Genomic DNA, 24,292 nt, shown 5'->3' with positions numbered 1-24,292 from the left:
ATGAACTTCGTCGCCCACAATGGAGAAGGTGTACCGCATCGGCGGGATGCAACCCCGGAACGCGCCCGGTGTAGCGCCCGGCAACTATTCGGTCGCGTCGTGCGCGTGCTTCGACCCGAAGACCGGCAAATGAGAAGACACGGTAAAGCCGTCCTGAACACGTCCGAAGGGCCGGTGTACCGGCTGACAGTCGCGGGCGACGGGTGGGAGAAGGTCGGCGCGGTGGCGCAGACCCGTATCGTGGCCCGGCTCGTGCCGTTTGGTGCTGATCGGTTGTGCTCCTCGGCGGCGCCCCGGCCGGTGGGGGTGGAAATGTGAACTCGCTCGAAGTGATTCCCCTCGCGGTTCGTGGTGAGCCGAGCGCCGAAAAGTAACCCCGATTGACTTCGACCGCGGATAGGGGCGACGGGTGTCGCTCCTTCGTTCATTTACTGTCGGGTTTTGGCCGCGACCGCGAGATTAATTAGCGATGTCGACAAGTTTCTAGTTGTATCTCATCTGCGTTATGACTAGATTTGCGATGGTAGTAATTCTCGCACGGCAGTTCGATGATCTCTCCCCCTCTCATCCGCCGTTGCGGGTGGGTTGCCGCGCTCGTCGTGGTCGCCTACCTACCTCCAAACCGTGCTGAAGCGCGGTGTAGCGGACATTCGTCGGGAGGATTTTCGCCACTTCTCGAATCGGAACAGCAATCACCCTATTCAGAACCAGTTGGGCACTATAGTTCTGCACCAGTACCTTGCCCGTGTCAGGGGCCGAATTGCTCCGGCACTCCGGTGCGTGAGTCGTTTCCGGTGCTGCCGGCTCCGGCCGTTCCTATGCAAGTAAAGGATCAAGTTCGGTGCTTGGCCGCGTCCGAAGGCGGGGCTCCAAGCCCATCTTTTGATCGTGACTTATCTTCCCCACGCCCGATTCTTCGGGCCTATTCCATCTTCCACCCACCGCGACTCGGCTAACCCGTCAACTGTGCCCCACTGCGCGCCGCTGGGCCGATCGGTGATCGGCCCAGGCTCGGTCACACGCACGGGGCTCTGTGCCCACTCGTGTTGACGGCGAATTCTTTTCTGAGTTGAAAGCCTCTCCGCGCGCCCACCTCATTGGGCTGCGCACTTAACGTGTCGATCTCTCTTAATTACTCTGGCAGAGTCTTAATCATGTTGCGTTTTCCCTCTCGAAAGGTCGGCTTTACGCTGATCGAATTGCTCGTCGTTATCGCCATTATTGCGATCCTGATCGGTCTCTTGCTCCCCGCGGTCCAGAAGGTGCGCGAGGCCGCCGCGCGCATGCAGTGCTCGAATAACCTCAAGCAAATGGCCATCGCGCTGCACTCGTACCACGACGCGACCAACAAGCTCCCCGCGGGCCGGGACAACAACAACTTCTCGGCCCACGCTTACATCCTGCCTTACATCGAGCAGGATAACGTTTACAAGCTGATTAACTTTTCGCTCCAGTACAGCGACGCGGCGAACGCGACCGCTGCGGCCACGAAGATCAAGACCTTCATCTGTCCGTCCGACTCGGGCAGTTCGGTGCCGGCCGCGTGGGCGCAAAACAACTACCGCGTGAACCAGGGTAGCGGCATCCTTTGGGGGCTGCCGTCCACGGACCCGGCGAACACGAACTTCGGGTTCCCGGTTCCGAATGGCCCGTTCTTCGTCAACAGCGCGACCAAGATCACGTCCATCACCGATGGCACCAGCAACACCGCGATGGTCAGCGAGCACCCGGTGGGCAGCTTCAACGCCGGGGCGTTCTCCCCGCACAACACCCAGCGACTCGGTCAGTCGGTGGGCCTATACCCAGCGAACGCGGACGAAGCTGTCCAGATGTGTGAATCGGTTGGCTATCAGAACGCACAGTACAACGGGATGTACAACACCGGCGCCCCGTGGATCTACGGGTACCACTCCACGACGGTCTACTTCCACGTCGGCCCGCCGAACTCGCGGTCCTGCATGTACCCGGGCGGGCGCATCGGCACCGCCGCCCGCAGCACGCACACCAACGGCGTGAACCTCGCCATGTGCGACGGCTCGGTCCGGTTCGTGAACAACTCCATTCAGATCGCGACGTGGCGCGGGATGGGTTCAATGGCCGGGAGCGAAGTGCTCGCCAACCAGTGACCCCCCCATCCATAGGACGAGATCATGCGCAAGTACGCGATTCTAATGGCCACCGCGCTCGGGCTGACCGGGTGCGGCGGCTCCCAGGCGCTCCCGATGGCGGCCACGCCCGAGTCGTCCCGCGCCGCGCTCGTCGCGGCGCTGGACGGGTGGGCGGCCGGTCAGACGTTCCAGGAACTGTCCGCCGCCTCGCCGCCGGTGCAGTTCATCGACGACGACCTGAACCGCGGGACCAAGCTCCTCAGTTACAAGATCGAGGGCGAACCGCGCGTCAACGGCACCGGCTACAGCTACGTCGTCACGTTAACCATGCAGGACAAATCCGGTGCCAGTCGCGCCCCGAAAAAGGTCGCCTACGCTGTCGTTACCGAACCCAAGCACGCCGTCACACGCGAGGACCGCCAACCATGATTACGCTCGCGCTCGCATTTGCACTCACGGCTCCCGCAGCGGAACCACCGGAAACCTCCAAGCCCGTCGGGGTGACCCGCGACGAGGAGAAGGCACTTCTGGAGAAGCATAAGAAAGCGCCCCCGCGGCTCCCGATGCCGCCGGCCGACCCCACGAACCCGCTCGCCCGCGTGAACAACGGCGCGTTCCGGGCCTACTACTTACCCGCTGAACTGCGGGAGACGCGGCCGGCGGGTGCCACCTCCGGCCGCGACGCGGACCCGGCGATGACCCTGGACAACACCTTCAAGGTGAAACTGTTCTGGATCGCGTCCCGGGCGAACAACTGCTACTACTGCCTCGGGCACCAGGAGTACAAGCTCCTCGGGGCCGGTGTGCGCGACGACGACATCGCCGCACTCGACGGCGACTGGCGCGCGGCGACTCCCAAGGAACGGGCCGCCTACGAGTTCACCAAGAAGCTCACGCACACCCCGCACCTCGTCACTGCGGCCGACGTCGAGGCGCTCAAGAAACACTACACCGCGGCGCAAGTCGCGGAGATCTTGGTCACGGTCGCCGGGTACAACTCGACGAACCGCTGGACCGACGGGCTGAACATCCCGGCCGAGACCGACGGGGCGCGGTTCAAGAAGGACGAAATTAAGGCCGATTTCAGCACCTTCAAGACGCCGACCTCGGACAAGTACGCCAAGCAAACCACCACGGTCGCGCCGGTGAAACTCGCCACCCGCCCGCCGCTCGAGGCGCGCGACAAGGTCGAGGCCATCTGGAAGGAGAAGCGCACCGCGACGCTCCCGTTGGCCGACGCGAAGGCGACCGCCGAAGTGTGGACCAACGGCCCGGCCCCCGACTGGGCCGCGTTCCTCGCCACGTTCCCGAAATCGATGAAGGGCCGCGTCGAGGGGCTGCGGGCGGGGATGGAGAAGGGGGCTCTTGGCGCGAAACTGAAGGCCGAGATCGCGTGGGTGGCCGCGCGCAACGATCGCGCGTGGTACGCCCTCGCGACCGCCCGCGACCGGCTCAAGAAGGCCGGCGTGAGCGACAACGATATCTGGAAACTCGACGGCGATCGCAAGGACCTGCCCGAGGCGGAACAGGCCGCGCTAGTGCTAGCCGAGACGCTCACCGTGGCCCCGTGGAGGGTGACCGACGAGATGGTCGAGCGGTGCCGCAAGTCGTTCAAGGACGCGGAAGTGGCGGAGATCTTCTACCACACGTGCAACGCGGCGTTCTTCGACCGCGTCACCGAGGTCGCCGGGCTGCCGTTGGACAAGTAAGGTCCGGGACTCCGACAGAGTGCTTATTCCCGGCGCACGAATCGACCCGCGCGCCGGAGCTGGTGGTTCGTAGTATTTATTTGTTCGTCATTTCAAACTAGGAATCCGAGAATGAATCGCTCATCCGCCCGCAAAGCGGGCTTTACCCTGATCGAACTGCTCGTTGTTATCGCCATTATTGCCATTTTGATTGGTTTGTTGCTCCCGGCCGTGCAGAAGGTGCGCGAGGCCGCCGCGCGCATGAAGTGCCAGAACAATCTCAAACAACTCGGTTTGGCACTCCACAGTCATCACGACGCACGGGGAGCTTTGCCCCCGGGCAAGGACTCGAACGGGTTCTCGGGGATGGCTTACCTGCTCCCGTACATCGAACAGCAGAACATCTACAACCTGCTCAACTTCAGTGTTAAAGCCAGCAACGCCGCCAACAACGCGGCTCGGGCGGCCGAGATCAAGATATTGCTCTGCCCGTCCGATCCGCAGAGCACCGTCCCGGCGGGGTCGGCCGGGACCAACTACCGCTTCAACCAGGGCTACAACATCCTGTACAGCGGCATCCCGGACACCGATCCGAGCAAATCCAACTACGGGATGCAACCGGCCGACGGTCCGTTCTGGGACAATAGCACCGTGAAGCTCACGGACATCACGGACGGGACGTCGAACACTGCGGCGATGAGCGAGAAACTGAAGGGCGACTGGAGCAACGCGACGGTGACGGAGCGCTCGGACACGTTCCTTCTGAACGACTACCCGAACAACCCGGACTGGTGGAACACCAGTTGCGACTCGCTCGACATCACCGACCTCTCGCGACAGACGAACTCCGACATCGGCCAGGAGTGGCTCCAGGGTTCGCACTCGAATTCCGGGTACTACCACACGAACTTGCCGAACAAGCGGTCCTGCAAGAAACCGAGCGGGCGCGTCGCGACGCTGGCCGGTAGTGCGCACACCAATGGCGTGAACGTGCTGCTGTGCGACGGCTCGGTCCGCTCGGTCAGTAACAGCATCAGCCTCGTTACCTGGCGGGCGCTGGGCAGCCGCGCTTTAGGCGAAGTCATCAGCAACTACTAACACACTTCTCCCGCGCCCCGGGTTTCGGGGCGCGGTCCGTCATTCTTTCAACTACGAGTTCCCATGCGTTCGATCCTGCTGGTCCCGGCGATCGTTTGCATCGCCTTGATGGGATGTGAGTCGTCGCTCCCGCCCCAAACCGATGCTGCGAAGGGGCGCGAGGTGATGAAGCGAGTGCTGGACACCTGGAAACAGGGCGGCACCGTCGAAGAACTGAAGGGCGGGTCGCCGTCTATTACGGCCCGCGACCCGGACTGGAGCGCCGGGAGCAAATTGACGAGCTACGAGATCGCCGACGAGGACGGGCGGGCCGGCGTGGACCTGGTCCTGACCGTGAAGCTCGCCCTGACTCGCACCGATGGTAGAACCCAGGACAAGAAGGTGAATTACACCGTCGGCATCGGGTCATCGACCGTCGTTGTTCGCAACGAGTAGCCCCCGGATCATTGACGCCCTCCCCTCTCTCCTTCACCCCGAGGAACCGACAATGCGTTTCGCGTTTGCACTCCTGACGGGACTGATCTTTGTCCCGTTCGACTCCGTGTTCGCGGCCGACCCCAAGCCGACGGACGCGCCGCTGCCCATCCCGCTCACGCGCCCGGAGATGAAGCAGTACCTCGAAGACATGAAGCTCCGCAAGCCGCGCATCCCGCTCCCGGAACTGACCGAGGAGGACAAGAAGAAACTCGGCGACCGCGGGCAGGGGTACGAGGGCCGGCTCCGCTACCACTACATGCCCAGCAGCGGCGACGGGCGCGGCGGCAGCGGGTTCAGCTTCGGCCCCGCGGGGACCGAGGCCGCCCTGGACAACACCTTCAAGGTGCAACTGTTCTGGATCGTGTGCCGCACCAACAACTGCCAATACTGCCAGGGCCACCAGGAGAGCAAACTGCTCCGCGCCGGCCAGAAAGAGGACGAAATCGCGGCCCTCGACGGTGACTGGAAGAACTTCACCGAGGCGCAACAAGCCGCGTTCGCGTTCGCGCGGAAGTTCACCTACGAACCGAACCGGCTCAACGACGCGGACATTGACGGGTTGCGGAAGCACTACAAGGACGCGGAGATCCTGGAAATGATCCTCTCGATGGCGGGCAACAACGCCATCAACCGGTGGAAAGAGGGCGCGGGCGTACCGCAATCGCAGGGCGGGGGCGGCTTCGGCGGCAAGGAGCCGGCCGACCCGACCGCGAAGCACACCTACCTCACGCCGACCGCGGAGAAGAACAAGACGCTCGTCTCAAAGGTCGCGCCGCTCACGATCGACGCGAAGACCGGCGAACCCACGCGCCAGACGATTTGCCGCCGGCCCGAACTGGAACCGCGCGACGTGGTGGAGAAGGAACTCGAAAAGGCCCGCACGCGCAAACCGCGGCTGCCGCTGGTGGACCAGGACAAGGCCCGCGCGGTCGTGCCGGAGGACTTCCCGAAGGGCGATCTGCCCCAATGGGTCCGGTTGCTCGCGACGTTCCCGGTACAAGGTAAGGCCCGGGTCGCGAGCCAGGTGAATGCGGAGGAGAAGGGCGACCTGAAGCCGCTCCTCAAAGCGCAGGTGAGCTGGATCATCGCGCGCCAGGACCGCGCCTGGTACGCGACCGGGCTGGCGAAGAAGCAACTGCTCGCGCTCGGCCAGTCGGAGGAACAGATCTACAAGCTCGACGGCGAGTGGAAGGACTACACCCCGACCGAACGCGCGCAGTTCACGCTCGCGAAGAAGTTGTCCGCGTCGCCGGTCGTGCTGACGGACGACGACGTGGCCGCGGCGGTGAAGTTGGTCGGCCCGCGCGACGTGGTGCAACTCATCAGCTACGTGACCACCCGTGCGTCCTTCGACCGCATCACCGAGTCCGCCGGGCTCCAGTTGGAGAAATAAGAACAACCTGCCGGCGCGCGGACCGGTCCGCGCGCCGGCAGGTCCCTCATTCTTCTACGTGACAGGCCGCGCGAGGGGCCGTATTCTGAGTGTCATGTCAATCACCGTTCTCGCACTCGCGTCTTACTTCAAGGGCAACCGGTTCCTTGAACGGCTCAAGGCCGAAGGGTGTACGGTCTACCTGCTCACCGTCGAGTCCGCGCTCAAAGAGGCGTGGAACCGGGGCGCCTGCGACGAGGTGTTCGCGGTCGGCAACTTCCACGACCGGCGCGCGCTCATCAACGCGGTCGCGTACCTCATGCGGGGGCGCAAGGTCGATCGCATCGTGGCGCTGGATGATTTCGATGTGGAGGTGGGCGCGAACCTGCGCGAGCACTTCCGGATGACGGACACCGGGCACGGGGAATCGGTCGCGCGCTTCTTCCGCGACAAACTCGCGATGCGCACGAAGGCCCGTGAGATCGGGGTGCGCATCCCGGACTTCTGCCCGATCTTCAATCACGACGACGTGCGGGCGTTTCTCGCCCGCGTACCGGGGCCGTGGCTCGTCAAGCCGCGCTCCGAAGCGTCCGCGGCCGGTATCCGCAAGCTCAAGACCGCCGACGAGGTTTGGAAGCGCATCGACGAACTGGGCGACGACCAGTCGTTCTGCCTGATCGAACAGATGGTGCCCGGCGACCTGTTCCACGTCGATTCGCTCTGCGCGGACGGGCGCGTGGTCTTCGCGGAGGTCAACGCCTACTGGCGCCCACTGCTCGACGTGTACCAGGGCGGCGGCGTGTACGCGACGCGCACGGTACCGCGCGACCGCCCGGAAGTGGACGAGTTGAAGCGCGCCAATGCTCAAGTGTTAGAGGGCTTTGGGCTGGGGTGGGGCGCGTCACACACCGAGTTCATGAAGGCCCACGCGGACGGGCAGTGTTATTTCATCGAGACGAGTGCCCGCGTCGGCGGCGCGAACACCGCGGAGATGGTCGAACACGCGACCGGCGTGAACCTGTGGTCCGAATGGGCGAAACTGGAGTTGTGTCGCGGAACGCACGCCTATGCGGTCCCGCCGTTACAGCAGCGCTTCGCCGGAGTAGTGATTTCGCTCGCGCGGCAAGAGCACCCGGACACGTCCGGCTTCACCGACCCGGAGATCGTGTACCGGATGACGACCAAGAACCACATTGGGTTCGTCGTCGCGGCCGACACCCCGCAGCGCGTCGAAGACTTGCTCACGCAGTACATGGACCGCATCACGCGCGACTTCCACGCGGTCCTACCGGCCTCGGATAAGGTCTCGATTTAGTTAGAAGGGCGAACGAGCCGCGCCCGCCAAGAGGAAATGGTTCTCTTGGCGGGCGCGGCTCGTTGTACAGGCACGACAGCGGATCAGAAGTCGATCGCGGTGCGCACCGCGAACCCGTGGATCAGGCCGTCGCCCGCCGTACCGACCGCGTTCCGCGCCGCCAGGAAGTAATTGGACTGGATCTTCATGTTCGGGTTGAGGAACCAGTTCAGCCCCAGCGTCATGTCATGGACCTGGCCCCCGCGAACAACCTTGTCGTTCAAGTCCAGGTACGTGTAGCGCGCGGCGACCTGCCACGCGCCGCACCCGGTGAACCCGGCCCGCGTCCAGGTGACCGGCGTGCGCGGGGTGACGCGGGTGAACGTGCCGGTTTCGCGGCTGTACTCGCGGTGCTCACCGGTCAGGAAGCAGGCCACCTCACCGTAAGCCGACTGCATGAACACCGTTCCCTGGTCGGTCAGGCGCTGGTTGTTCGCGCCGACCGCCTGGGCGTGACCGACCCAGCTCGCATAGTATTCGCTCTGGAACGACCACGAACCCATAACGGCCACCAGTTCGGGGACGAGGATCTGCTGGTGGTTACCGAAGAACAGTCCCGTATCGGCTACGAGCGGGGAAAACGCACTCGGGCTGTTGCGGGCGTCCAGACGGGCGCGGAATCGGGCCTGGTCCTGGTCCAGATCGCGGGCCGACGCACCAAGACCGACGTGGACCAGGAGCTTACCTTCATCCTCGTATACCGGCAAGTACGTGACGCGCCCGCTCACTTCCGTCTCGTTCCGCCCCACGTTGTACGCGAACCCGCTGCGGGTGTTTTTGTACACCCCCACCCCCCAGGTTCCGCGCTTCTCCGCGAAGGTGTCGAACACCGAAACGCCCGGCTCGAACCCGTTGTTGAACCCTTCGGCGAACGCATCGAACCCGAGCGACCGCTCCAGGAAGGTCAGGAACCGGCTGCTCGTCAGGTGCTCGAACGAGTACAGCGGCTTCTGGTTACCGACGCGGACGTTGCCGATCCAGGGGAGATCCTTGTACTGCACCCACAAGTCGGTCGGGGCGGGTACGTTGGACTGCCGGTTGTCCGCGACCGAGGTCACGAACCCGTTCACGAAGTCCACCTGCGCGTAGAACTCGATGTTCTTATAGATCGTACCGCCCACGTCGAAGCGGAACCGGCGGAACGAGACGCCGTCTTCGAGCGGGTTGTTGCCGGGCACGTTGCGCCGCATCGCGGAAGTCGTGAGGTAGTTCACCGCGTCGAACTGTACGCGCCCGCCGACGGCGACGGAAAACGCCTTGTCCGCGGACTCGAACCGCAGCCCGTTCCGCCAAAAATCATTCAGGGGCGTGCTGGCGGGCGCGGAAGACGGCGCGGGAGCCGGAGGTGGGGCGCGCAGCGCGTCCAGCGCCTGGAGCGGATCGGCCGCGGGCCCGGTGCTCGTTACGGGGGCTGCCGGGACCGGGGACACGGGCAGCGCCGTTCCCTCCGCCGGGCGGAAGGGGAGGGTGTTCGTACTCGGGGGCGCTGCTCCAGAGTTCGGTGTACTCGGGGCAAGGTCTTGTGCCGCTGCCGTTGCCGTTCCCACCAGCACGCAGAGAACCGCACGGGCTCCACTGCGCAGCCGGAAGAGGGGGACGGGCGATCGCATGATCGTCTCGCTCATGGGTGTTGTAGTGTCATTTGGGGACAGGGAAATATCGGCGATCTTGAGTCGTTTCGGGATGAAGATTTCGTGTAGGGCAAATTTCGGCCGCGCAACCATCGCACTCGGTGCTGTCAGAATCCGCGCCCCCGCCCGGACTCTTACCGGGACAGTGTCCGACTACCCAATTTCCGCTTCTACTCCCCTTGCCGCGCACGCAATTCTGGACGCGCCCTTTCCCAGTCTGCTATCATGTACTTATTCCTCTCCTCTCGCGCCAACCCGCGCGCTTGCTGTCAGTTGGAGAGCCGAGCCATGCCGCGCAGACCCGTTATCGGAATCGCCACACAAACCCTCCCCGGCAAGCCGGGCGAGCGGCAGCCGTGTTGGTTGATGGGGCGCAGTTACGTCGAAGAACTGCGAAAGGTCGGCGGGGTGCCGTGGGTGATCCCGCTCATCCCCCACGACCCGGACACGCTCCAGGAAATCTTCGACCGGCTCGACGGGGTGTTCATCACGGGTGGCGTGGACGTGGACCCCACTCGTTACGGTGAACCCAAGACGGAGCTGTGCGGCACCATCGACCCGGACCGGGACGCGGTCGAGATCGCGCTGCTCCAGCACGCACTGAACCGGCAACTCCCGGTGCTCGCGGTGTGCCGCGGGATTCAGATCCTCAATGTCGCGTGCGGTGGGACGCTGTACCAGGACGTCAGTACGCAGGTGCCCGCGGCGCTCAAACACGACTTCTTTCCCACACCCGAGCAGCCGAGCCGGAAGTACCTCGCGCACGACATCACGGTGAAGGCCGGGTCGCGCCTGGGGTACATCCTGGGTGAAGCCGTGGTGCCGGTGAACAGCATGCACCATCAGGCGATCAAAGACCTCGCGCCGGGGCTCGCCGCCACCGCCTTCGCGCCGGACGGCATCATTGAGGGTGTTGAGGGCACGGCCAGCCAGTACCTCGTCGCGGTGCAATGGCACCCCGAGGAGCTGACCGAGACGCAGCCCGGAATGAAGCGCCTGTTCACCACCTTTACCGGCGCCGCCAGCGCCGCGTGAGCCGATTTTGACGAGCAGCGACCGCTCCCTCGCGGTAGGATTTCGTGGGCCGTGACCGCCTTCCTGCGGTCGCGGCTCGTTGCATTTTGGGAGCACTCATGCGCCTGTTCACACTCGCTGTCATCATGTTTTTCATCGCACCTGCTTCTGCCGCCGATCTCGAAAGTCGCATCGCTCCGCTCGCGAAGGACCACAAGGGGAAGGTCGCGGTCGCGGTGAAGCACCTCAAAACGGGCGAAGAGTTCTACCTCAACGCGGACGAGGCGATGCCCACCGCGAGTCTCATCAAATTGCCCATTATGGTGGAAACGTACTGGCAGGCGAAGGAAGAGAAGGTCAAGCTCGACGTGAAACTGACTCTCGCGAAGGACGATAAGGTAGGCGGGAGCGGCATCCTCACATCCCACTTCACCGACGGCGCCACGTTCCCGCTCAAGGACGCGGTGCGGCTCATGATCGTGTTCTCCGACAACACCGCGACCAACATGGTCCTCGACCAGATCGGTATCCCTTCGACCAACACGCGAATGGAGAAACTCGGGTTCAAGAACACCAAGATCCACGCGAAGGTTTTTAAGGGCAGCACCACGAGCATCGACAAGGCGCGCACCGATAAGTACGGCCTCGGCAGCACCACCGCGAAGGAAATGGTGCAACTCCTCGAACTGATCGAAGCGGGCAAAGTCGCGTCACCGGAAGCGTGTAAGGAGATGCTCGGGCACCTGAAGGCGTGCGACGACAAAGAGAAAATGACCCGCTTCCTGCCGGCCGGAACGGTCGTGGCCCACAAGACCGGCTCCGTGAACGCCTCCAAGACCGACGCCGGCATCGTGTACCTGAAGTCCGGCCCGGTCGCGCTGTGCGTGCTCACCGATGGGAACGACGACAAGCGCTGGGTGCCCGACAACGCCGCCCAGGTGCTGATCGCCAAGATCGCGAAGGAAGTGTACGAGCACTACGGAGAGAAGAAGGAAGAGAAGAAATAGCCACGGATGAACGCAGAAAACACGGATAAGAAAAAGAGATTCATTTAGATGTTACGCAGTGCGGCATTTTTGGGCCTTGCGCGGGTGTGGGTGTGGGTCTACGATCGTGTCATGAGCGTGCCCAAGGTGTTCCCGCAGGACTACATCGACTTCTTGATCGCGACCCCGAAGGGGTACTCGGGTACGGAGGCAGCTCGGGTACAACCGAGCCAACCCGACCCGCCGGCCCACGATGCGTTTACCCGTCTGCTCGCGCGCGTGGAACCCGATCCCGACACCCTTTGGGCCGAAGCACGAACCCAGGTCCGGCGCGACGACGGGGTGCTGGTCGTGGACGATTCGACCCTGGACAAGCCCTACGCCCGAGCCATCGAACTGGTCACCCGGCACTGGTCCGGCAAGCACCACGCGGTCGTTCGGGGGATCAACCTAGTGTCCCTGCTGTGGACCGACGGGGACCGACACATCCCGTGCGACTACCGGATCTACAACAAGGACGCCGACGCGCGCACCAAGAACGACCACTTCGGGGACATGATCCGGGGCGCCTATGCCCGGGGCTTCAAGCCCCGGGGCGTCGTGTTCGACGGGTGGTACAGCAGCCTGGATAATCTGAAACTGATCCGCAACTGCGGGTGGGTGTGGCTCACCCGGCTCAAGTCGAACCGGCTCGTGAACAAGGATCGAGAGGGCACACGGGCGCTGGAGCACACGACCATCGCGGCGACCGGCACGGACGTGTGGCTCACCGGATTCGGGTTGGTCAAGGTATTCGGGATTGCCACCCCAGACGGGGGCACCGCGTATTGGGCCACCAACGATCTGGGGATGACGGACCTGACCCGGGTGCAACTCGCCGAGTTCAGTTGGGCCATCGAGCACTACCACCGGGGGATCAAGCAATGCACCGGGATCGAGCGGTGTCAGTGCCGAACGGCCCGCGCCCAGCGCAACCACATCGGGTTGGCCCTGCGCGCGTTCCTACGGTTCGAGGCGCATTGTTTTGCGACGGGCATCAGTTGGGTCGAAGCCAAAACCGCGATCATTCGTGAGGCCGTGCGAGACTACCTGACACGACCCCACATTGGCTTCCCAAACCACCGCACTGCGTAACACCTATCATTCTGGGAAAACCACATGAACTCGACCGACGACGCCCCGCGCGGTGACCTCCGACACGGTGAGACCACCGAGAAGATCATTGGCGTATTTTACGAGGTGTACAACGAACTGGGGTTCGGATTTCTCGAGAGTGTTTACCACAAATCTATGCTTCTCGCGCTCACCGATGCGGGATTGAGGGTCGAAACCCAGGTTCACTTACCCGTCTTTTTTCGCGGTCACCTCGTCGGCGATTTCTTCGCCGATATCTTTGTGGAACACGCCGTGATCCTCGAATTGAAGGCTGCGGATGATCTGGCGCCCGCCCACAATTCGCAGCTATTGAACTATCTGAAAGCTTCGTCCGCTGAAGTGGGCTTACTGCTCAACTTCGGTCCAAAGCCGCGCTTCAAGCGCCTCGTCTTCGACAACGAGCGCAAGCGGTTGCGGCCCAAGATCGAATCTGCTTGATCTGATCCGTGGTTTCTGTGTTAATCCGTGGCTCTGTCACTGTTTTCCTCGAGGTCTCTCCAAATGGCCAAGAAACAGCTCCGCGTGGGCATGATCGGGTACGGGTTCATGGGCCGTGCCCACTCGAATGCGTACAAGCAGGTCGGCCAGTTCTTCCCCTCCCAGCACGAAGTGGTGCTCAAAGCGGCCTGCGCCCGCGACGCCGAGAAGATCAAGGCGTTCGCGGACCAGTGGGGCTACGAGTCCACCGAGACCGACTGGCGCAAACTGGTCGAGCGCCCGGACATCGACGTTATCGACATCTGCACGCCGAACAACATGCATAAGGAGATCGCGCTCGCGGCCGCCGCGAACAAGAAGGCGATCCTGTGCGAGAAGCCCCTGGCCATGAACGTGCCGGAGGGCCGCGAGATGGTCGCGGCGGTCGAGAAAGCCGGCGTCCCGAACATGGTGTGGTACAACTACCGCCGCATCCCCGCGGTCACGCTCGCGAAGAAGCTCATCGAAGAGGGGCGGCTCGGCAAGATCTACCACTACCGCGCGAAGTTCCTCCAGGACTGGACGATCAAGTCCGACCTGCCGCAGGGCGGGCAGGGGCTCTGGCGGCTCGACGTGGCCGCGGCCGGTAGCGGCGTCAGCGGCGACCTCCTCGCGCACTGCATCGACACGAGCATCTGGCTGAACGGCCGGCTCGACAGCGTGTGCGCGATGACGGAGACCTTTGTGAAGGAGCGGCTGCACAACCTGACCGGGAAGGTCGAGAAGGTCGGCATCGACGACGCCTGCACGTTCATGGGGCGATACGAGAACGGCTCGCTCGCGAACTTCGAGAGCACCCGCTACGCCCGCGGGCACAAGGCCGCGTACACGTTCGAGATCAACGGCGAGAACATGAGCCTTTCCTGGGACCTGCACGACCTCCAGCGGCTCCAGGTGTTCGACTACAAGGACGACAGCAAGATCCGCGGCTGGAAGAGCGTCCACGTCACGGACAACGGGACCGACAAGAACGGTGTCGCCGAGCACCCGTACATGGACAAGTGGTGGGTGCCGGGGCTCGCGATCGGCTACGACTCGAGCTTCACGCACCAGGTCGCGGACTTCATCCAGGGGCTCGAGACCGGGAAGCCCCAAGGCCCGACGTTCAAAGACGCGCTCGAAACACAGTGCGTGCTGGACGCGATCCTCGATTCGGCGAAGAGCGAAAAATGGGTGAACGTGGCGAAGGCGTGATGCCGCTCGCTGTAGAAGGATCATCCGGTCGTTGGCACGCGCGGTTCGCCATAAGGCGGGTGAACCGCGCGTGCCAACGACCGGTGGGGCCAGAGCCCCTCGTCCACATATCGGCCCTGGCCCTTGCTGCCTCTTCACCGCGGGGGCAGCGGCTAACAAACGCTAACATTTTGGGGCCTCGGGCCGGGAGGCCCGAAGGGATATCGCGTCAAGTGCTGATATTTCAAGTCTTTTGACATCAATCGCCGCCTTAAGAACCACTCGCGCGGCTAACTTTCGGCTAACGATCGCCCAAATTCCGCGGCTCCGGGCTAACATTCTGGTGAAATTCGGTTGATACCGGCCCTGTCCCAAATCCGCTTGGGTACACCCGTCCACAAGGATGTGCCCCGCCGCCCTCGATAATCGTGTTCAGCGCAACAACTCGACAACTAGTAATTATACGATAGTGTACGGGGGAATACAAATAATTTGAGGTCCGATCGGGCTCGTGCCACCAGTAATTGGGTGGGGTGCGAAGGTGTGACGCGCTCTTGTCGCTCAGTGGGGCGCACGAATCCGATCGCCCGCGCTGTTTCACCTATTCGATGGGTTTGATGGGGTTCGGCAGCGCGGGCATCGTGGTGGTTTCGGCCGTCGGGTCGGCGCTCGGCAAAGTGAGTGGTGGTGCCGTCACGCGGGCCGCATCGGGCGCGGGGCGCTCGGCCGGAATGAAAAGCGCCATGTCCCGAGCGCAGCACCGCGGCCAACTTCCGCGCACGACGCTGCGCACTTCAGCCGGCGTCGCAGGGAGCGCGCGACCACAATGGGCGCACCGAAACAGCGAGACGCGCGCGCGATCGGGTTCGGGGTGACTCGACGTCATGTGCGTTTCGCCGGGACGTTTGATCGTCGGCGCCATTACCCGGTGCGCGTTCGATCTTTTGGGAAGCTCAGGATGGTGGTGCCAGTGGGTTGGTCGTCTGTGAGCAGCAGAACCGGCGCGGTTACCTGCGTCGCGTTCGGTTCCGGGCGCTCGGCCTCGAGGTAAAGGACCATGTCCCGTCTGCAGCACGCGGGCCACCGGTTGTACCGCGTGCTCATGCGGACCTCGTTCGGGGAGGACGCAAAGGTGCGCCGGCAGTGCTCGCATCGGAATAGCAAGAGGCGGGGAGCGTCCGAAGACATCATCGACCCTTTGAACGGAACGTGACTCACTCAACGGCGTGCGATTCGGCGTGGAATCCGGCCCGAGTGCGCGGCTTTTGTGGGTGTTTCCGGTGGACCACAAACGGTCCGTGACGGAGATCCAATGCCAATATGCACATAGCGGGCCGTCGGGATTCCACGCGAGGTCGTCTGAGTGGATTGGCCGAAACGTGGGATCGGGAAGATCCGTGATATGCAGCGAGGAGGCGATCGGACGTGTAGAACCGTGAGGCGACTACGTTCGCAATTTGTTTCCCTGCGAAGCGGGCTCGTGATCCGATTTCCACGTTTGCCAGAGTACGTCCACGACCGATAGCAGTTTGTGCGGATCGACGGGCTTAACGAGGTGCAGGTCGAAACCCGCCGCCTTGATTCGCGCGCGACTCGATTCATCGCTCATCGCGGTAATCGCGATCAGTACCAATTTGCCGCCCGTTTGCTCGCGGAGCCGCACGGCCAATTCGTCTCCATTCATCCCCGGCATGTTTAGATCGATCAGATAAAGGGCCGGTAGGAACTCTCTTGCCTCCGCGAGTGCTGTTTCGCCCTCATAGCACGCCCGTGCATCGAACCCGACGAGGCGCAAGAGATCGACCGCGGAATCGGCCAGATCTCGGTTGTCGTCAATGTACAGCACGCGAAGGGGCGGCACCCCTTCGGGGGCGTGCTGCCCGGTGTCACCGGAACTCACGATACGGCTCTCTTGGGTGTGCCCGGTTCACGGGCTCCGCGGGCGAAAAACGTGCGGGGACAGGGACATCCCCGGGCCAAAATTAGCAATCATCGTGCCAGGAAAATCCCGGCCCCGGCCCGCACGTACTGGGACGCGCCGCCGGAGCATTGGTGCGGGCGCTCAGTGCGCGGGGCCGTTCCCAGCGAGAGCCACGTGCTCGCCCAGAACGTGGAGCAGCTCGGCCGGATCGACCGGTTTGGTAAAGTGCAAGTTGAACCCGCACCCCGCGGCTCGTTCTTTCGTTTGCTCGTCGCCCAGAGCCGTCAGCGCCACCAGAAGTGGTCCGATCGATTGCGTCGCAGCGCTGACGGTGCGGATTCGACGCGCCACCGCGTACCCGTCCATTCCGGGCATCGTGAGATCGAGGATCACGGCGTCGGGCTTCCACTCCACGACCGCCGCGAGTCCCGTTTCCCCGTCGTACCGGGCGGTCACATCGGCCCCACAGATCGCGAGCAGTTCGGCCGTCGAGTCGGCCGCGTCCCGGTTGTCATCGACGACCAGTACGCGGAGCCGGAGCCGGAGCGGGAACGGTGCGGACCCGCGGATCGCGGATAGAGGAAATGGTTCGGTGAACATTGGGAAGGCCGGTTGAAGTGTGTGAGTAGGAAGGTATCAAACGGGAAATAGATAATGCAATCGGCGCGCCGGACGCGCGCGATTGGCACTTCGTGTGCATCGGCTAGGGGTGCGGTGGCCGGACCGATAACTCCGGTGAGATCCATCAACTCCGAGGAGAGCACCTGTCATGGCGGATACCATTCGCGAGAAGATCGAAAACGCGGGCGAAGCCGTGAAAGACGCCGCGAAGAAGGCGGGGGAGAAGGCGAAGGAAGGGGCCGAAACCGTTGCCGAAAAGACCGCGAACGCGGCCAAATCGGTGGGCCAGGCGGCGAAGGACGCCGGGGAGAAGTTGAAGGACAAGAGCGGCGCGTGACCTCCGCGTCGGCTCGACTGGACCCGCCCTTAATTGGGGCGGGTCTTTTGATTTTCGGCTCGTCGTTTGCAGTTTCTCAACCGAGATGTGGCAGAGGGCTGCCGCAACACTCGTTACACCTCTCACAGGAGCACAACTATGTCGAACCTCAAAGATAAGGCCGCGGACGCGGGCCAAGCGGTCGTTGATGCGGCCAAGAACGTCGGCCACAAGATCGCGGAAGGGGTTTCGGAAGCCACCGCCTACGTCAAAGAGAAGGCCGGAATCGGGTGCGATAGCAAGGGCCCGAGCGAAGGCGTGTCGGGGATCAAGGAGCACATGGAGGTGTACGCCTCGTGTGGCAAGAAAGTCGGGGTCGTGGATCACCTCGAGGGGAGCAGCATTAAGCTGACCAAGAGCGACAGTTCGGACGGCCAACACCATTTCATCCCGACCGCGTGGGTGGGGCGCGTTCACGAGAACCACGTTCACCTGACCAAGAACTCGGTCGAGACCGAGAGCGGCTGGAAGAGCGATGCCGCCTCGTGCGCGAGCTGTAGCGCTTAAAGCGCCAATACCAACTCCGACGCGACCCGCGGCCCGTTCCACTAAAAAGGAGCGGGCCGCTTCGCGTTCCCGTTACGGAGCGTTCTCAGTGCCCAGCCCCTCGTACCAGGTCCGATTGGGTGTTGACGTGGTCGGGCTCGCCTCACGTCATCTCGATCCCGAGCAGCGTGAAATCGTCGGCGTGGCGGACGTGCTGGAGCAACTCGCGCGCGACCGTGTCCACGAAGTCGGCGCCGGCCGCCGCGCTGTGCTTGGAGACCACTTCCAGCAGGCGGTCCGGTCCGCCGGGGCCGGGGTCGCCGGTGGGCCGCATCCCGTCGGTGCCGATCAGGAGCCGGTCGCCCGGGTTGAGGGTCGCGGACCGGGCCTGGTAGGTGGTGTCCGCGGTGCCGAGGAACGGTCCCGGGACGGCCCACACGTCCGGTCCGCCGGACGCGGGGACATAAACCGGCACCGGGAGCCCGGCACGGGCCACCGTGAGGGTGCCGGTTTTGGCGTTCAGCACGCCCGCCAGCATCGCGACGAGCGGGAGGTCGTCCGCACTCAGCCCGACCAGCAGCCGGTTCACGGTGCCCAGCACCTCGTCCGGCGGCACGATGCGGTAACTCTGGCCCGTGATTTCTTTCATCACGACGGACCGCAGGACGAACGTGCCGAGCAACCCGCCCGCCGCGGCGCCGGTGCCGCCCACGTCGCCCACGAGGAACCCGACGTGGTGCTCGTCCAGGCGCTGCACGTTGTAGAAGTCGCCCCCCGAGCGCCCGCGGGGGCGGTAGCACACGTGGAACCGCGCGCCGCCGATCTGTGGGAACGAACGCGGCAGGAACGTGGCGCGAACCCGGCGGGCCATTTCTTGCTCGCGCTCGAGTTGGGCCAGTGCCTTTTTCAACTGGTCGCCGAGGAGCCGCGCCTCCGTGGCGCGGACCGCGACGCGCGCCGCGGTCGATTTGGTCCGGGCCAGCGCGCGGAGCTGCGCCACGAACGTGCCCGGGTCGAGGGGGGGCGCCAGCACCACATCGGCCCCCGAGTCCAGCCCGGCCGCGCCCAGTTCCGGCGGGGCGATCCACAGTACCGGCACGATTTGGTCGCCGAGTTCCGCCCGCCAGCGCCGGGTTTGGGCCGCGGCCACATCCGCGCGCGTCCCCGCGTCGACGAGCGCGACCACGATCGGATCAAAATCCACTGCCGGCGCGGAGCCGAGCGCGTGGTCGGTGACCACGAACCCCGCGGACGCGACCAGTTTTCGGAGTTCGTCACCATCGGTCCGACCCGGCGGGCAGCTCAGCAGCACAGTGGCGGGGGTGGGCATCGGCTTGGGTGTTTCGTGTTTGGTGTTTCGGCTTTGGTGTTTAGTATTGGGTTGTCGAGTTTTTGGGGGACACCTTCTGCTCCAAAGGCGCGGTTCGGCCAAAAGCTCCCCACAAACACTAAACGCGAAACACCAATTACTGCAACCGAGGGTTGTCGCCGTGCCCGTTCAGATGGAACTCCGCCGGATCATTATCAGTGAACTGGTTGAACACCAGATCGTTGTGCTGAAGGAAGTGGACGGTGAGCGCAATTTTCCCATCGTAATCGGTATTTTTGAGGCCACCAGTATCGACCGCCGCGTGAAGGGCATCCAGGCCCCGCGCCCGCTCACGCACGACCTCATCACCGCCGTGGTGGAGCAAATGGGCGGGGAGATCCAGGACATCGTCATCAGCGACCTGAAGGAACACACGTATTTCGCCAAACTCCGAATCCGCAAGGACGGCGAATTGACCGAAGTGGATTGCCGCCCCAGCGACGCGATCGCGGTCGCGGTGGCCAACCGGGTGCCGATCTACGTGAACGAAGCCGTACTCGGCGAAGCACTGGAAGACGACGAATAGCACGCCCGCGGTCGGTCACGCGCTCAGGGGGCCGTGTCCACGATGACAACGTCGACCCCGTGTACCGCGTGGAGAAGCCGGTCGAGGAGCGATGGGCCGAGCCAGCGCCGGTACCACGGGCGCTGCGGGCGGCCCATCACGAGGTGCGTGATGCCGTACTCCGCCACGAACGCGGACACCGCGGACGGGAAATCGGCCCCCTTGAATGTGAGCGGCACCCCGTCGAGTTGTTGCGCGAGGGCGAGGGCGTCGGCCACGCGGCGCTGGGTCGCGGCGTCGGTCTTTTCCGTGCTTTCGCCCGGAGTTTGCACGTAGACCGCGTACCACGGGGCGCCGAGCCGGTCGGCGAGTCGCGCGCCCTTGCGGAGCAACCGCAGCGCGTTGGGGCTGCGGCTCGAGAGGCACACCATGACCCGCGCGGACGTGTTCGCTTGCGCTGAGCCGTCGCGCTCGTGTCGGCGCCGGTCCAGTACGTGTGCGACCTGTTCCAGCGCGATCTCGCGGAGCTGGTTCAGGTTCGGTTCCGTGAAGAAGTTCGCCAGCGCGCGTTCGGCCCGCTCCGGCGGGTACACTTTCCCGGCCCGCAACCGCTCCTGAAGATCCTCCGCGGGCAGGTCCACGTTAACCACTTGGTGCGCCTGCGCGAGCACGTAATCGGGCACCCGCTCCTTGACCTTCACTCCGGCGAACCGTTCGACGATGTCGTACAGGCTTTCGAGGTGCTGAACGTTCATTGTGGTGATGACACTGATCCCGGCCTGAAGCAGCGTCTCCACGTCCTGGTAGCGCTTCGCGTGCCGGCCGCCCGGCGCGTTGGTGTGCGCCAGTTCGTCCACGAGGGCGACCGTCGGCCGGCGGTGGAGCACCGCGTCCAGGTCCATCTCTTCGAGTACGACCCCGTGGTATTCGAGCTTGCGCCGCGGAACCTGTTCGAGATCGTTGACGAGCGCGGCGGTGTCCGCGCGCCCGTGCGTCTCGACTACCCCGATCACCACGTCCACGTTTTGCTTACGGAGCCGGTGGCCCTCCTGGAGCATCTCGTAGGTCTTGCCCACACCGGGCGCGAAACCGAGGTAGACCTTCAGCCGGCCGCGCTGCTGTTCCCGCAAGAGCGTCAGGAACCGTTCGGGGCCGGGGCGAGCCGTGTCAGTGGTCATGGTGTGCTCCCGTTCGCTCGTCCCAGGCGGGGAGCGTGATCCGGAACGTCGTCCCCTTTCCGGGCTCACTTACGCACGTGACTTCGCCCCGATGGGCCGTGACCACTTCCTTCACGATCGCCAGGCCCAGACCGGTACCGGCCTCGTCACTTTGCCCCGGAATGCGGAAGAACCGGTCGAACACATGCGGGAGGTGTTCCGCCGGGATGCCGACGCCTGTATCGGTGATCGTGAGGACCACTCGCCCATCCGCTTCTGAGCCGGCGGCGAGTATGATCCGACCGCCGGGCGCGGTGTAGGTGATCGCGTTGTTGAGGATGTTGCCGAGCGCCTGGCCGATTCGGGTTGCATCGACTGCGATCAGTGGAGTTGGTTCGTTTCCCGTGAGGGCCAGTTCGACGTGTTTGTCGGTGGCCCTTGATCGCACTTCTTCGGCTGCGTGTCTGAGTAGCTCGGCCGGGTCCGCGGGGGTGAAGGTCGTTTCGTCACGCGGGCGCTGGAGCCGTGCGAGCGCGAGCAACTGGTCAATGAGCGCGAGGAGCCGCTCGCTGCCGTCGCGTGCATCCAGGAGCAGTTCCGTTTGCTTGGGTGTGAGCGGCCCCACCGTTTCTTCCAGAAGAACGTGAACGGCCAGACGCACCGAGGTGAGGGGCGTTTTCAACTCGTGGCTCACGGTCGCAACGAGGTCCGACTTGAACTGGTCGAGCAAACGGAACCGAGTTACGTCGTTCAGGACCACGGCGGCGCCGAGGGTATCGCCCTCCGGGGAACGGATCGGGCGGATTTGCGGCAGGTACGTGCGCTCCTCGCCACCCGACCGGAACGAAACGACCTGATCGAAGCCTTCGGGCTGGTACGTGCGCTGAGCCTGGAGTGCGTCCGCCAGCGGCACGCGGAGCGGATCGGGCGGTTGCCACATCGGGCCGGTATCGCTCCCCACAGGCGCGACGCCGAGTAGCCCCTGTGCCGGAGGGTTCGCCAGTTCCACGCGCCCGCCCGGGTCCACCACGAGAATCGGGTCGGAGAACGAATCGATCGTCGCTTGCGCCGTGCGCTGGGCGCGCACCATTCGGTCCAGGTTCGAGCGCCGGTAGACGCGCAGTTGCGCGGTCATCGCGTTGAAGGATTGAGCGAGCTGACCGAGTTCGTCCCGGCCAAAGACGGGCACCTCGCGGTCGAGTTGCCCCGATCCGCCGATGGCCTGTGCCGCTTCGGTCACGGCCCGGATCGGCCCCAGGATCTTGCGGAGCAGGTACCACGCGATCCCGAACACGAGCGCGACCAGGGCGCCGAGGCTGATCCCGAATCCGACGAGTGCCCGGCGCGCCGTGTGGCGTGCATCGTCCCGGGCGCGTTCCATGCTCTGTTGATTGATGCGGAGGATCTCGCCGGACACGACTTTGATCTCGCGGAATGTACCGAGGAGGCCGCGGTCGCCCGGGGTGCCCTCGTAGTCCGCGTGTCGCCCCGTCTGGGCGCGAGACGGGGCGAAGAATCGCACCCCGCGCCGGCGGTAGTCGTCTTTTAGAGTTCGTAACCGCGTGACCAGTTCGTCCTCGTCCGGGTGAATGGTGACGTTGCTCTCTTCGATTCGGAACTGCTCCTCGAACGCGCGCCAGTACGCCTCGAACTGGTTCCGGGCTTCTGCTTCCTTTTCCTGTGTTCGCCCCGACAGTGCGAACTGGAACGACGAGTCCATTCGCTCCAGTGCCTCGTTCAACCGGAACATGGCCTGAACGCTGGCGTAGTTCTCTTCCAGGATCGCGTCGATCCGCGTGCCGGTCCGGTCGAGCTGCGCGAACCCGATGGTTCCGAGTGCGGTCAGGAGCGCGACGAGCGGCAAAAACGCGAGCAAGATGCGGGTGCGCAGTCTCATGGGTTCCCCTTCGGCGGGTTCGACCGCTTCCGCTTGCGCCACAACGTGCTCGGGTCGATGCCGAGAACCTGGGCGGCCTCGTCGAGCGACGGGGCCGATGCGATTACCCGGCGAATGTGCTCGGCTTCCAGGTCTTCGAGCGTGACGTGCCCGCCGATTTCCATTCGGGGTGCGGGCGCGGTGGTGAGTTGGCCGGGCAGGTGCTCCACCCCGATCTCCGGTCCCGCGGTCATAATCACGCCGCGCTCGACCGCGTTACGTAATTCGCGCACGTTGCCCGGCCACGAGTAAGCGCTCATGACCGCTTCGGCTTCCGCGGTGAAGCCGGTCACCGACTTGCCGGATTGACGGTTGAAGAACGCGAGCAGGCCGTGCGCGATGGACAGCAGATCCTTGCGCCGCGAGCGCAGCGAAGGGACCGTCAGGTCGATCACGTTGAGCCGGTAGAACAAGTCCTCCCGGAACCGCCCCGCGGCGACCTCGGCTTCCAGCGCGCGGTTGGTCGCGGCGACGATGCGCACGTCCGCCCGGCGCACGACCGGCTCTCCGACCCGCTCGTACTCGCGGTCCTGCACCAGCCGGAGCAATTTCGGTTGGAGCACGGGCGGGAGGTCGCCCACCTCGTCCAGAAAGAGCGTTCCGCCGTCGGCCGCGTCCACCTTCCCGGTTTTGTCCTGCACGGCACCGGTAAACGCGCCGCGCGTGTGCCCGAACAAGTCACTTTCCAATAACTCGGCGGACAAACTCGGGCAGTGGACCGTCACGAACGGGCGCTTGGAACGCTTGCTCCGGGCGTGGAGCGCCCGGGCGAGGACGTTCTTGCCGGTCCCGCTTTCACCGCGGAGCAACACCGTCGCATCCGTCGGAGCGACCTGAAAGGCCGCATCGAGGACGCGCTGCATGACGGGTTCCTGAGTTTCCAGTTCACTTGCCGGGTCGGGTCCGCCCACGCGCTCTTCGAGGGCTGCGACTCGATTCCGCAATCCTCGAACGAGGGCAGACCGGTCGAGCACCATCCGGATCTGGTTCGGGGTGAACGGCTTGGGCAGATAGTCGAACGCTCCCCTGCGCATGGCTTCGACTGCGGAATCGAATCCGGCGAACGCGGTCACGATGACGACGTGCAGATCGCCCGCGGAGCGGAGCAGTTCGGGGAGCAGGTCGAGCCCTTTCTCGCTCCCGAGACGCAGGTCGAGGAACGCGAGGTCGAAGCGCTGGCGCCGGACTGCCTCCAGCGCTTGCGCGGAGTTCGCGGCCTCGGTGACCTTGTGGTCCATGCTCTCCAGCGCCGTCCGGAGCGTCCGGCGCAGGGCCGTCTCGTCGTCGATCACGAGCAGGTTAAACGGCTCGGTCGTGTGCTTCATGGGTCACCGGGTTGCAGTTTGCAATCCTCGTCGTGCGGTTCGCAACCCGCGTCCACGCGGGGT

Annotated in this window: 25 protein-coding genes; 16 read left to right on the top strand and 9 right to left on the bottom strand. The window is 64.3% G+C overall.

The features are described 5' to 3' along the window. Nucleotides 1–129 precede the first annotated feature (129 nt). The 8 genes from J8F10_RS08465 (at nt 130) to J8F10_RS08430 (ending at nt 8,058) form a co-directional block, all read left to right on the top strand. The gene (locus J8F10_RS08465; protein WP_210653396.1) at nt 130–318 is read left to right on the top strand and encodes a hypothetical protein; all 189 of its coding nucleotides are present in this window, start codon (nt 130–132) and stop codon (nt 316–318) included. An 836-nt stretch (nt 319–1,154) separates the two neighbouring features. Beyond that, a complete protein-coding gene (locus J8F10_RS08460) occupies nt 1,155–2,126 on the top strand; it encodes a DUF1559 domain-containing protein (RefSeq protein ID WP_210661816.1) in 972 nt (323 codons plus the stop codon). Nucleotides 2,127–2,150: 24 nt separating this feature from the next. Continuing rightward, on the top strand, nt 2,151–2,537 hold the full coding sequence (locus tag J8F10_RS08455; RefSeq protein ID WP_210653395.1) for a hypothetical protein: 387 nt from the start codon (nt 2,151–2,153) through the stop codon (nt 2,535–2,537). Continuing rightward, nucleotides 2,534–3,817, top strand: coding sequence for a carboxymuconolactone decarboxylase family protein (locus tag J8F10_RS08450; RefSeq protein ID WP_210653394.1), 1,284 nt, complete (start codon nt 2,534–2,536; stop codon nt 3,815–3,817). Before J8F10_RS08455 ends, J8F10_RS08450 begins: the two co-directional genes overlap by 4 nt. Before the next feature lie 111 nt (nt 3,818–3,928). After that, on the top strand, nt 3,929–4,894 hold the full coding sequence (locus J8F10_RS08445; protein ID WP_210653393.1) for a DUF1559 domain-containing protein: 966 nt from the start codon (nt 3,929–3,931) through the stop codon (nt 4,892–4,894). A 63-nt stretch (nt 4,895–4,957) separates the two neighbouring features. Continuing rightward, nucleotides 4,958–5,329 carry a hypothetical protein gene (locus tag J8F10_RS08440; RefSeq protein WP_210653392.1) on the top strand — a complete coding sequence of 124 codons (372 nt, stop codon included), beginning with the start codon at nt 4,958–4,960 and terminating at the stop codon, nt 5,327–5,329. Nucleotides 5,330–5,381: 52 nt separating this feature from the next. Further along, nucleotides 5,382–6,764, top strand: coding sequence for a carboxymuconolactone decarboxylase family protein (locus tag J8F10_RS08435; RefSeq protein ID WP_210653391.1), 1,383 nt, complete (start codon nt 5,382–5,384; stop codon nt 6,762–6,764). A 94-nt stretch (nt 6,765–6,858) separates the two neighbouring features. Continuing rightward, the gene (locus tag J8F10_RS08430) at nt 6,859–8,058 is read left to right on the top strand and encodes an ATP-grasp domain-containing protein (RefSeq protein ID WP_210653390.1); all 1,200 of its coding nucleotides are present in this window, start codon (nt 6,859–6,861) and stop codon (nt 8,056–8,058) included. An 83-nt stretch (nt 8,059–8,141) separates the two neighbouring features. Here J8F10_RS08430 and J8F10_RS08425 read toward each other — a convergent pair whose 3' ends face one another. Then, nucleotides 8,142–9,707, bottom strand: a complete 1,566-nt coding sequence (locus J8F10_RS08425; protein ID WP_210653389.1) for a porin — start codon at nt 9,705–9,707, stop codon at nt 8,142–8,144. Nucleotides 9,708–10,016: 309 nt separating this feature from the next. Between J8F10_RS08425 and J8F10_RS08420 the strand changes: the two genes are divergently transcribed. From J8F10_RS08420 to J8F10_RS08400, 5 genes are all read left to right on the top strand, one after another. Further along, on the top strand, nt 10,017–10,763 hold the full coding sequence (locus J8F10_RS08420; protein ID WP_210653388.1) for a gamma-glutamyl-gamma-aminobutyrate hydrolase family protein: 747 nt from the start codon (nt 10,017–10,019) through the stop codon (nt 10,761–10,763). Nucleotides 10,764–10,861: 98 nt separating this feature from the next. Next, on the top strand, nt 10,862–11,749 hold the full coding sequence (locus J8F10_RS08415; RefSeq protein ID WP_246523071.1) for a serine hydrolase: 888 nt from the start codon (nt 10,862–10,864) through the stop codon (nt 11,747–11,749). Nucleotides 11,750–11,860: 111 nt separating this feature from the next. Continuing rightward, nucleotides 11,861–12,862, top strand: a complete 1,002-nt coding sequence (locus tag J8F10_RS08410; RefSeq protein ID WP_210652885.1) for an IS701 family transposase — start codon at nt 11,861–11,863, stop codon at nt 12,860–12,862. Between the two features lie 24 nt (nt 12,863–12,886). After that, the gene (locus J8F10_RS08405; RefSeq protein WP_210653387.1) at nt 12,887–13,321 is read left to right on the top strand and encodes a GxxExxY protein; all 435 of its coding nucleotides are present in this window, start codon (nt 12,887–12,889) and stop codon (nt 13,319–13,321) included. 63 nt (nt 13,322–13,384) lie between these two features. After that, on the top strand, nt 13,385–14,554 hold the full coding sequence (locus J8F10_RS08400) for a Gfo/Idh/MocA family protein (RefSeq protein WP_210653386.1): 1,170 nt from the start codon (nt 13,385–13,387) through the stop codon (nt 14,552–14,554). A 580-nt stretch (nt 14,555–15,134) separates the two neighbouring features. On the opposite strand, the gene J8F10_RS08395 is transcribed toward J8F10_RS08400, so the two are convergent. The 4 genes from J8F10_RS08395 to J8F10_RS08380 form a co-directional block, all read right to left on the bottom strand. Beyond that, nucleotides 15,135–15,278 carry a hypothetical protein gene (locus J8F10_RS08395; RefSeq protein ID WP_210653385.1) on the bottom strand — a complete coding sequence of 48 codons (144 nt, stop codon included), beginning with the start codon at nt 15,276–15,278 and terminating at the stop codon, nt 15,135–15,137. 176 nt (nt 15,279–15,454) lie between these two features. Next, nucleotides 15,455–15,637, bottom strand: a complete 183-nt coding sequence (locus J8F10_RS08390; protein WP_210653384.1) for a hypothetical protein — start codon at nt 15,635–15,637, stop codon at nt 15,455–15,457. A 340-nt stretch (nt 15,638–15,977) separates the two neighbouring features. Next, nucleotides 15,978–16,433, bottom strand: coding sequence for a response regulator (locus J8F10_RS08385; protein ID WP_315854094.1), 456 nt, complete (start codon nt 16,431–16,433; stop codon nt 15,978–15,980). Nucleotides 16,434–16,595: 162 nt separating this feature from the next. Beyond that, entirely contained in the window at nt 16,596–17,054 is a 459-nt protein-coding gene (locus J8F10_RS08380) for a response regulator (RefSeq protein ID WP_210653383.1), read from the bottom strand. A gap of 169 nt (nt 17,055–17,223) precedes the next feature. On the opposite strand from J8F10_RS08380, the gene J8F10_RS08375 reads away from it, so the two are divergent. Both J8F10_RS08375 and J8F10_RS08370 read left to right on the top strand, forming a co-directional pair. Further along, nucleotides 17,224–17,412, top strand: a complete 189-nt coding sequence (locus J8F10_RS08375; RefSeq protein WP_210653382.1) for a hypothetical protein — start codon at nt 17,224–17,226, stop codon at nt 17,410–17,412. A 138-nt stretch (nt 17,413–17,550) separates the two neighbouring features. Next, nucleotides 17,551–17,958 carry a DUF2171 domain-containing protein gene (locus J8F10_RS08370; protein ID WP_210653381.1) on the top strand — a complete coding sequence of 136 codons (408 nt, stop codon included), beginning with the start codon at nt 17,551–17,553 and terminating at the stop codon, nt 17,956–17,958. 142 nt (nt 17,959–18,100) lie between these two features. Here the strand turns inward: J8F10_RS08370 and J8F10_RS08365 are convergent, their stop codons facing one another. Beyond that, entirely contained in the window at nt 18,101–19,267 is a 1,167-nt protein-coding gene (locus tag J8F10_RS08365; RefSeq protein ID WP_210653380.1) for a PP2C family protein-serine/threonine phosphatase, read from the bottom strand. 172 nt (nt 19,268–19,439) lie between these two features. Here J8F10_RS08365 and J8F10_RS08360 point away from each other — a divergent pair, with 172 nt between their 5' ends. Further along, entirely contained in the window at nt 19,440–19,832 is a 393-nt protein-coding gene (locus J8F10_RS08360; protein ID WP_210661810.1) for a bifunctional nuclease family protein, read from the top strand. A gap of 23 nt (nt 19,833–19,855) precedes the next feature. Here J8F10_RS08360 and J8F10_RS08355 read toward each other — a convergent pair whose 3' ends face one another. The 3 genes from J8F10_RS08355 to J8F10_RS08345 are packed head-to-tail and all read right to left on the bottom strand — an operon-like array spanning nt 19,856 to nt 24,229. Continuing rightward, nucleotides 19,856–20,989, bottom strand: coding sequence for a universal stress protein (locus J8F10_RS08355; protein WP_210653379.1), 1,134 nt, complete (start codon nt 20,987–20,989; stop codon nt 19,856–19,858). Continuing rightward, the gene (locus tag J8F10_RS08350) at nt 20,979–22,865 is read right to left on the bottom strand and encodes a sensor histidine kinase (RefSeq protein ID WP_210653378.1); all 1,887 of its coding nucleotides are present in this window, start codon (nt 22,863–22,865) and stop codon (nt 20,979–20,981) included. The genes J8F10_RS08355 and J8F10_RS08350 overlap by 11 nt, the downstream gene beginning before the upstream one ends. Continuing rightward, nucleotides 22,862–24,229: a sigma-54-dependent transcriptional regulator gene (locus J8F10_RS08345; protein WP_210653377.1), complete on the bottom strand. Its 1,368-nt coding sequence runs from the start codon at nt 24,227–24,229 to the stop codon at nt 22,862–22,864. Before J8F10_RS08345 ends, J8F10_RS08350 begins: the two co-directional genes overlap by 4 nt. Between the last annotated feature and the right edge of the window lie 63 nt (nt 24,230–24,292).

The sequence above is a fragment of the Gemmata palustris genome, from assembly GCF_017939745.1.
Lineage (GTDB): Bacteria > Planctomycetota > Planctomycetia > Gemmatales > Gemmataceae > Gemmata > Gemmata palustris.
Note: the sequence above shows the minus strand (reverse complement) of the source record. Positions and strands in the feature narration are given on the sequence as shown.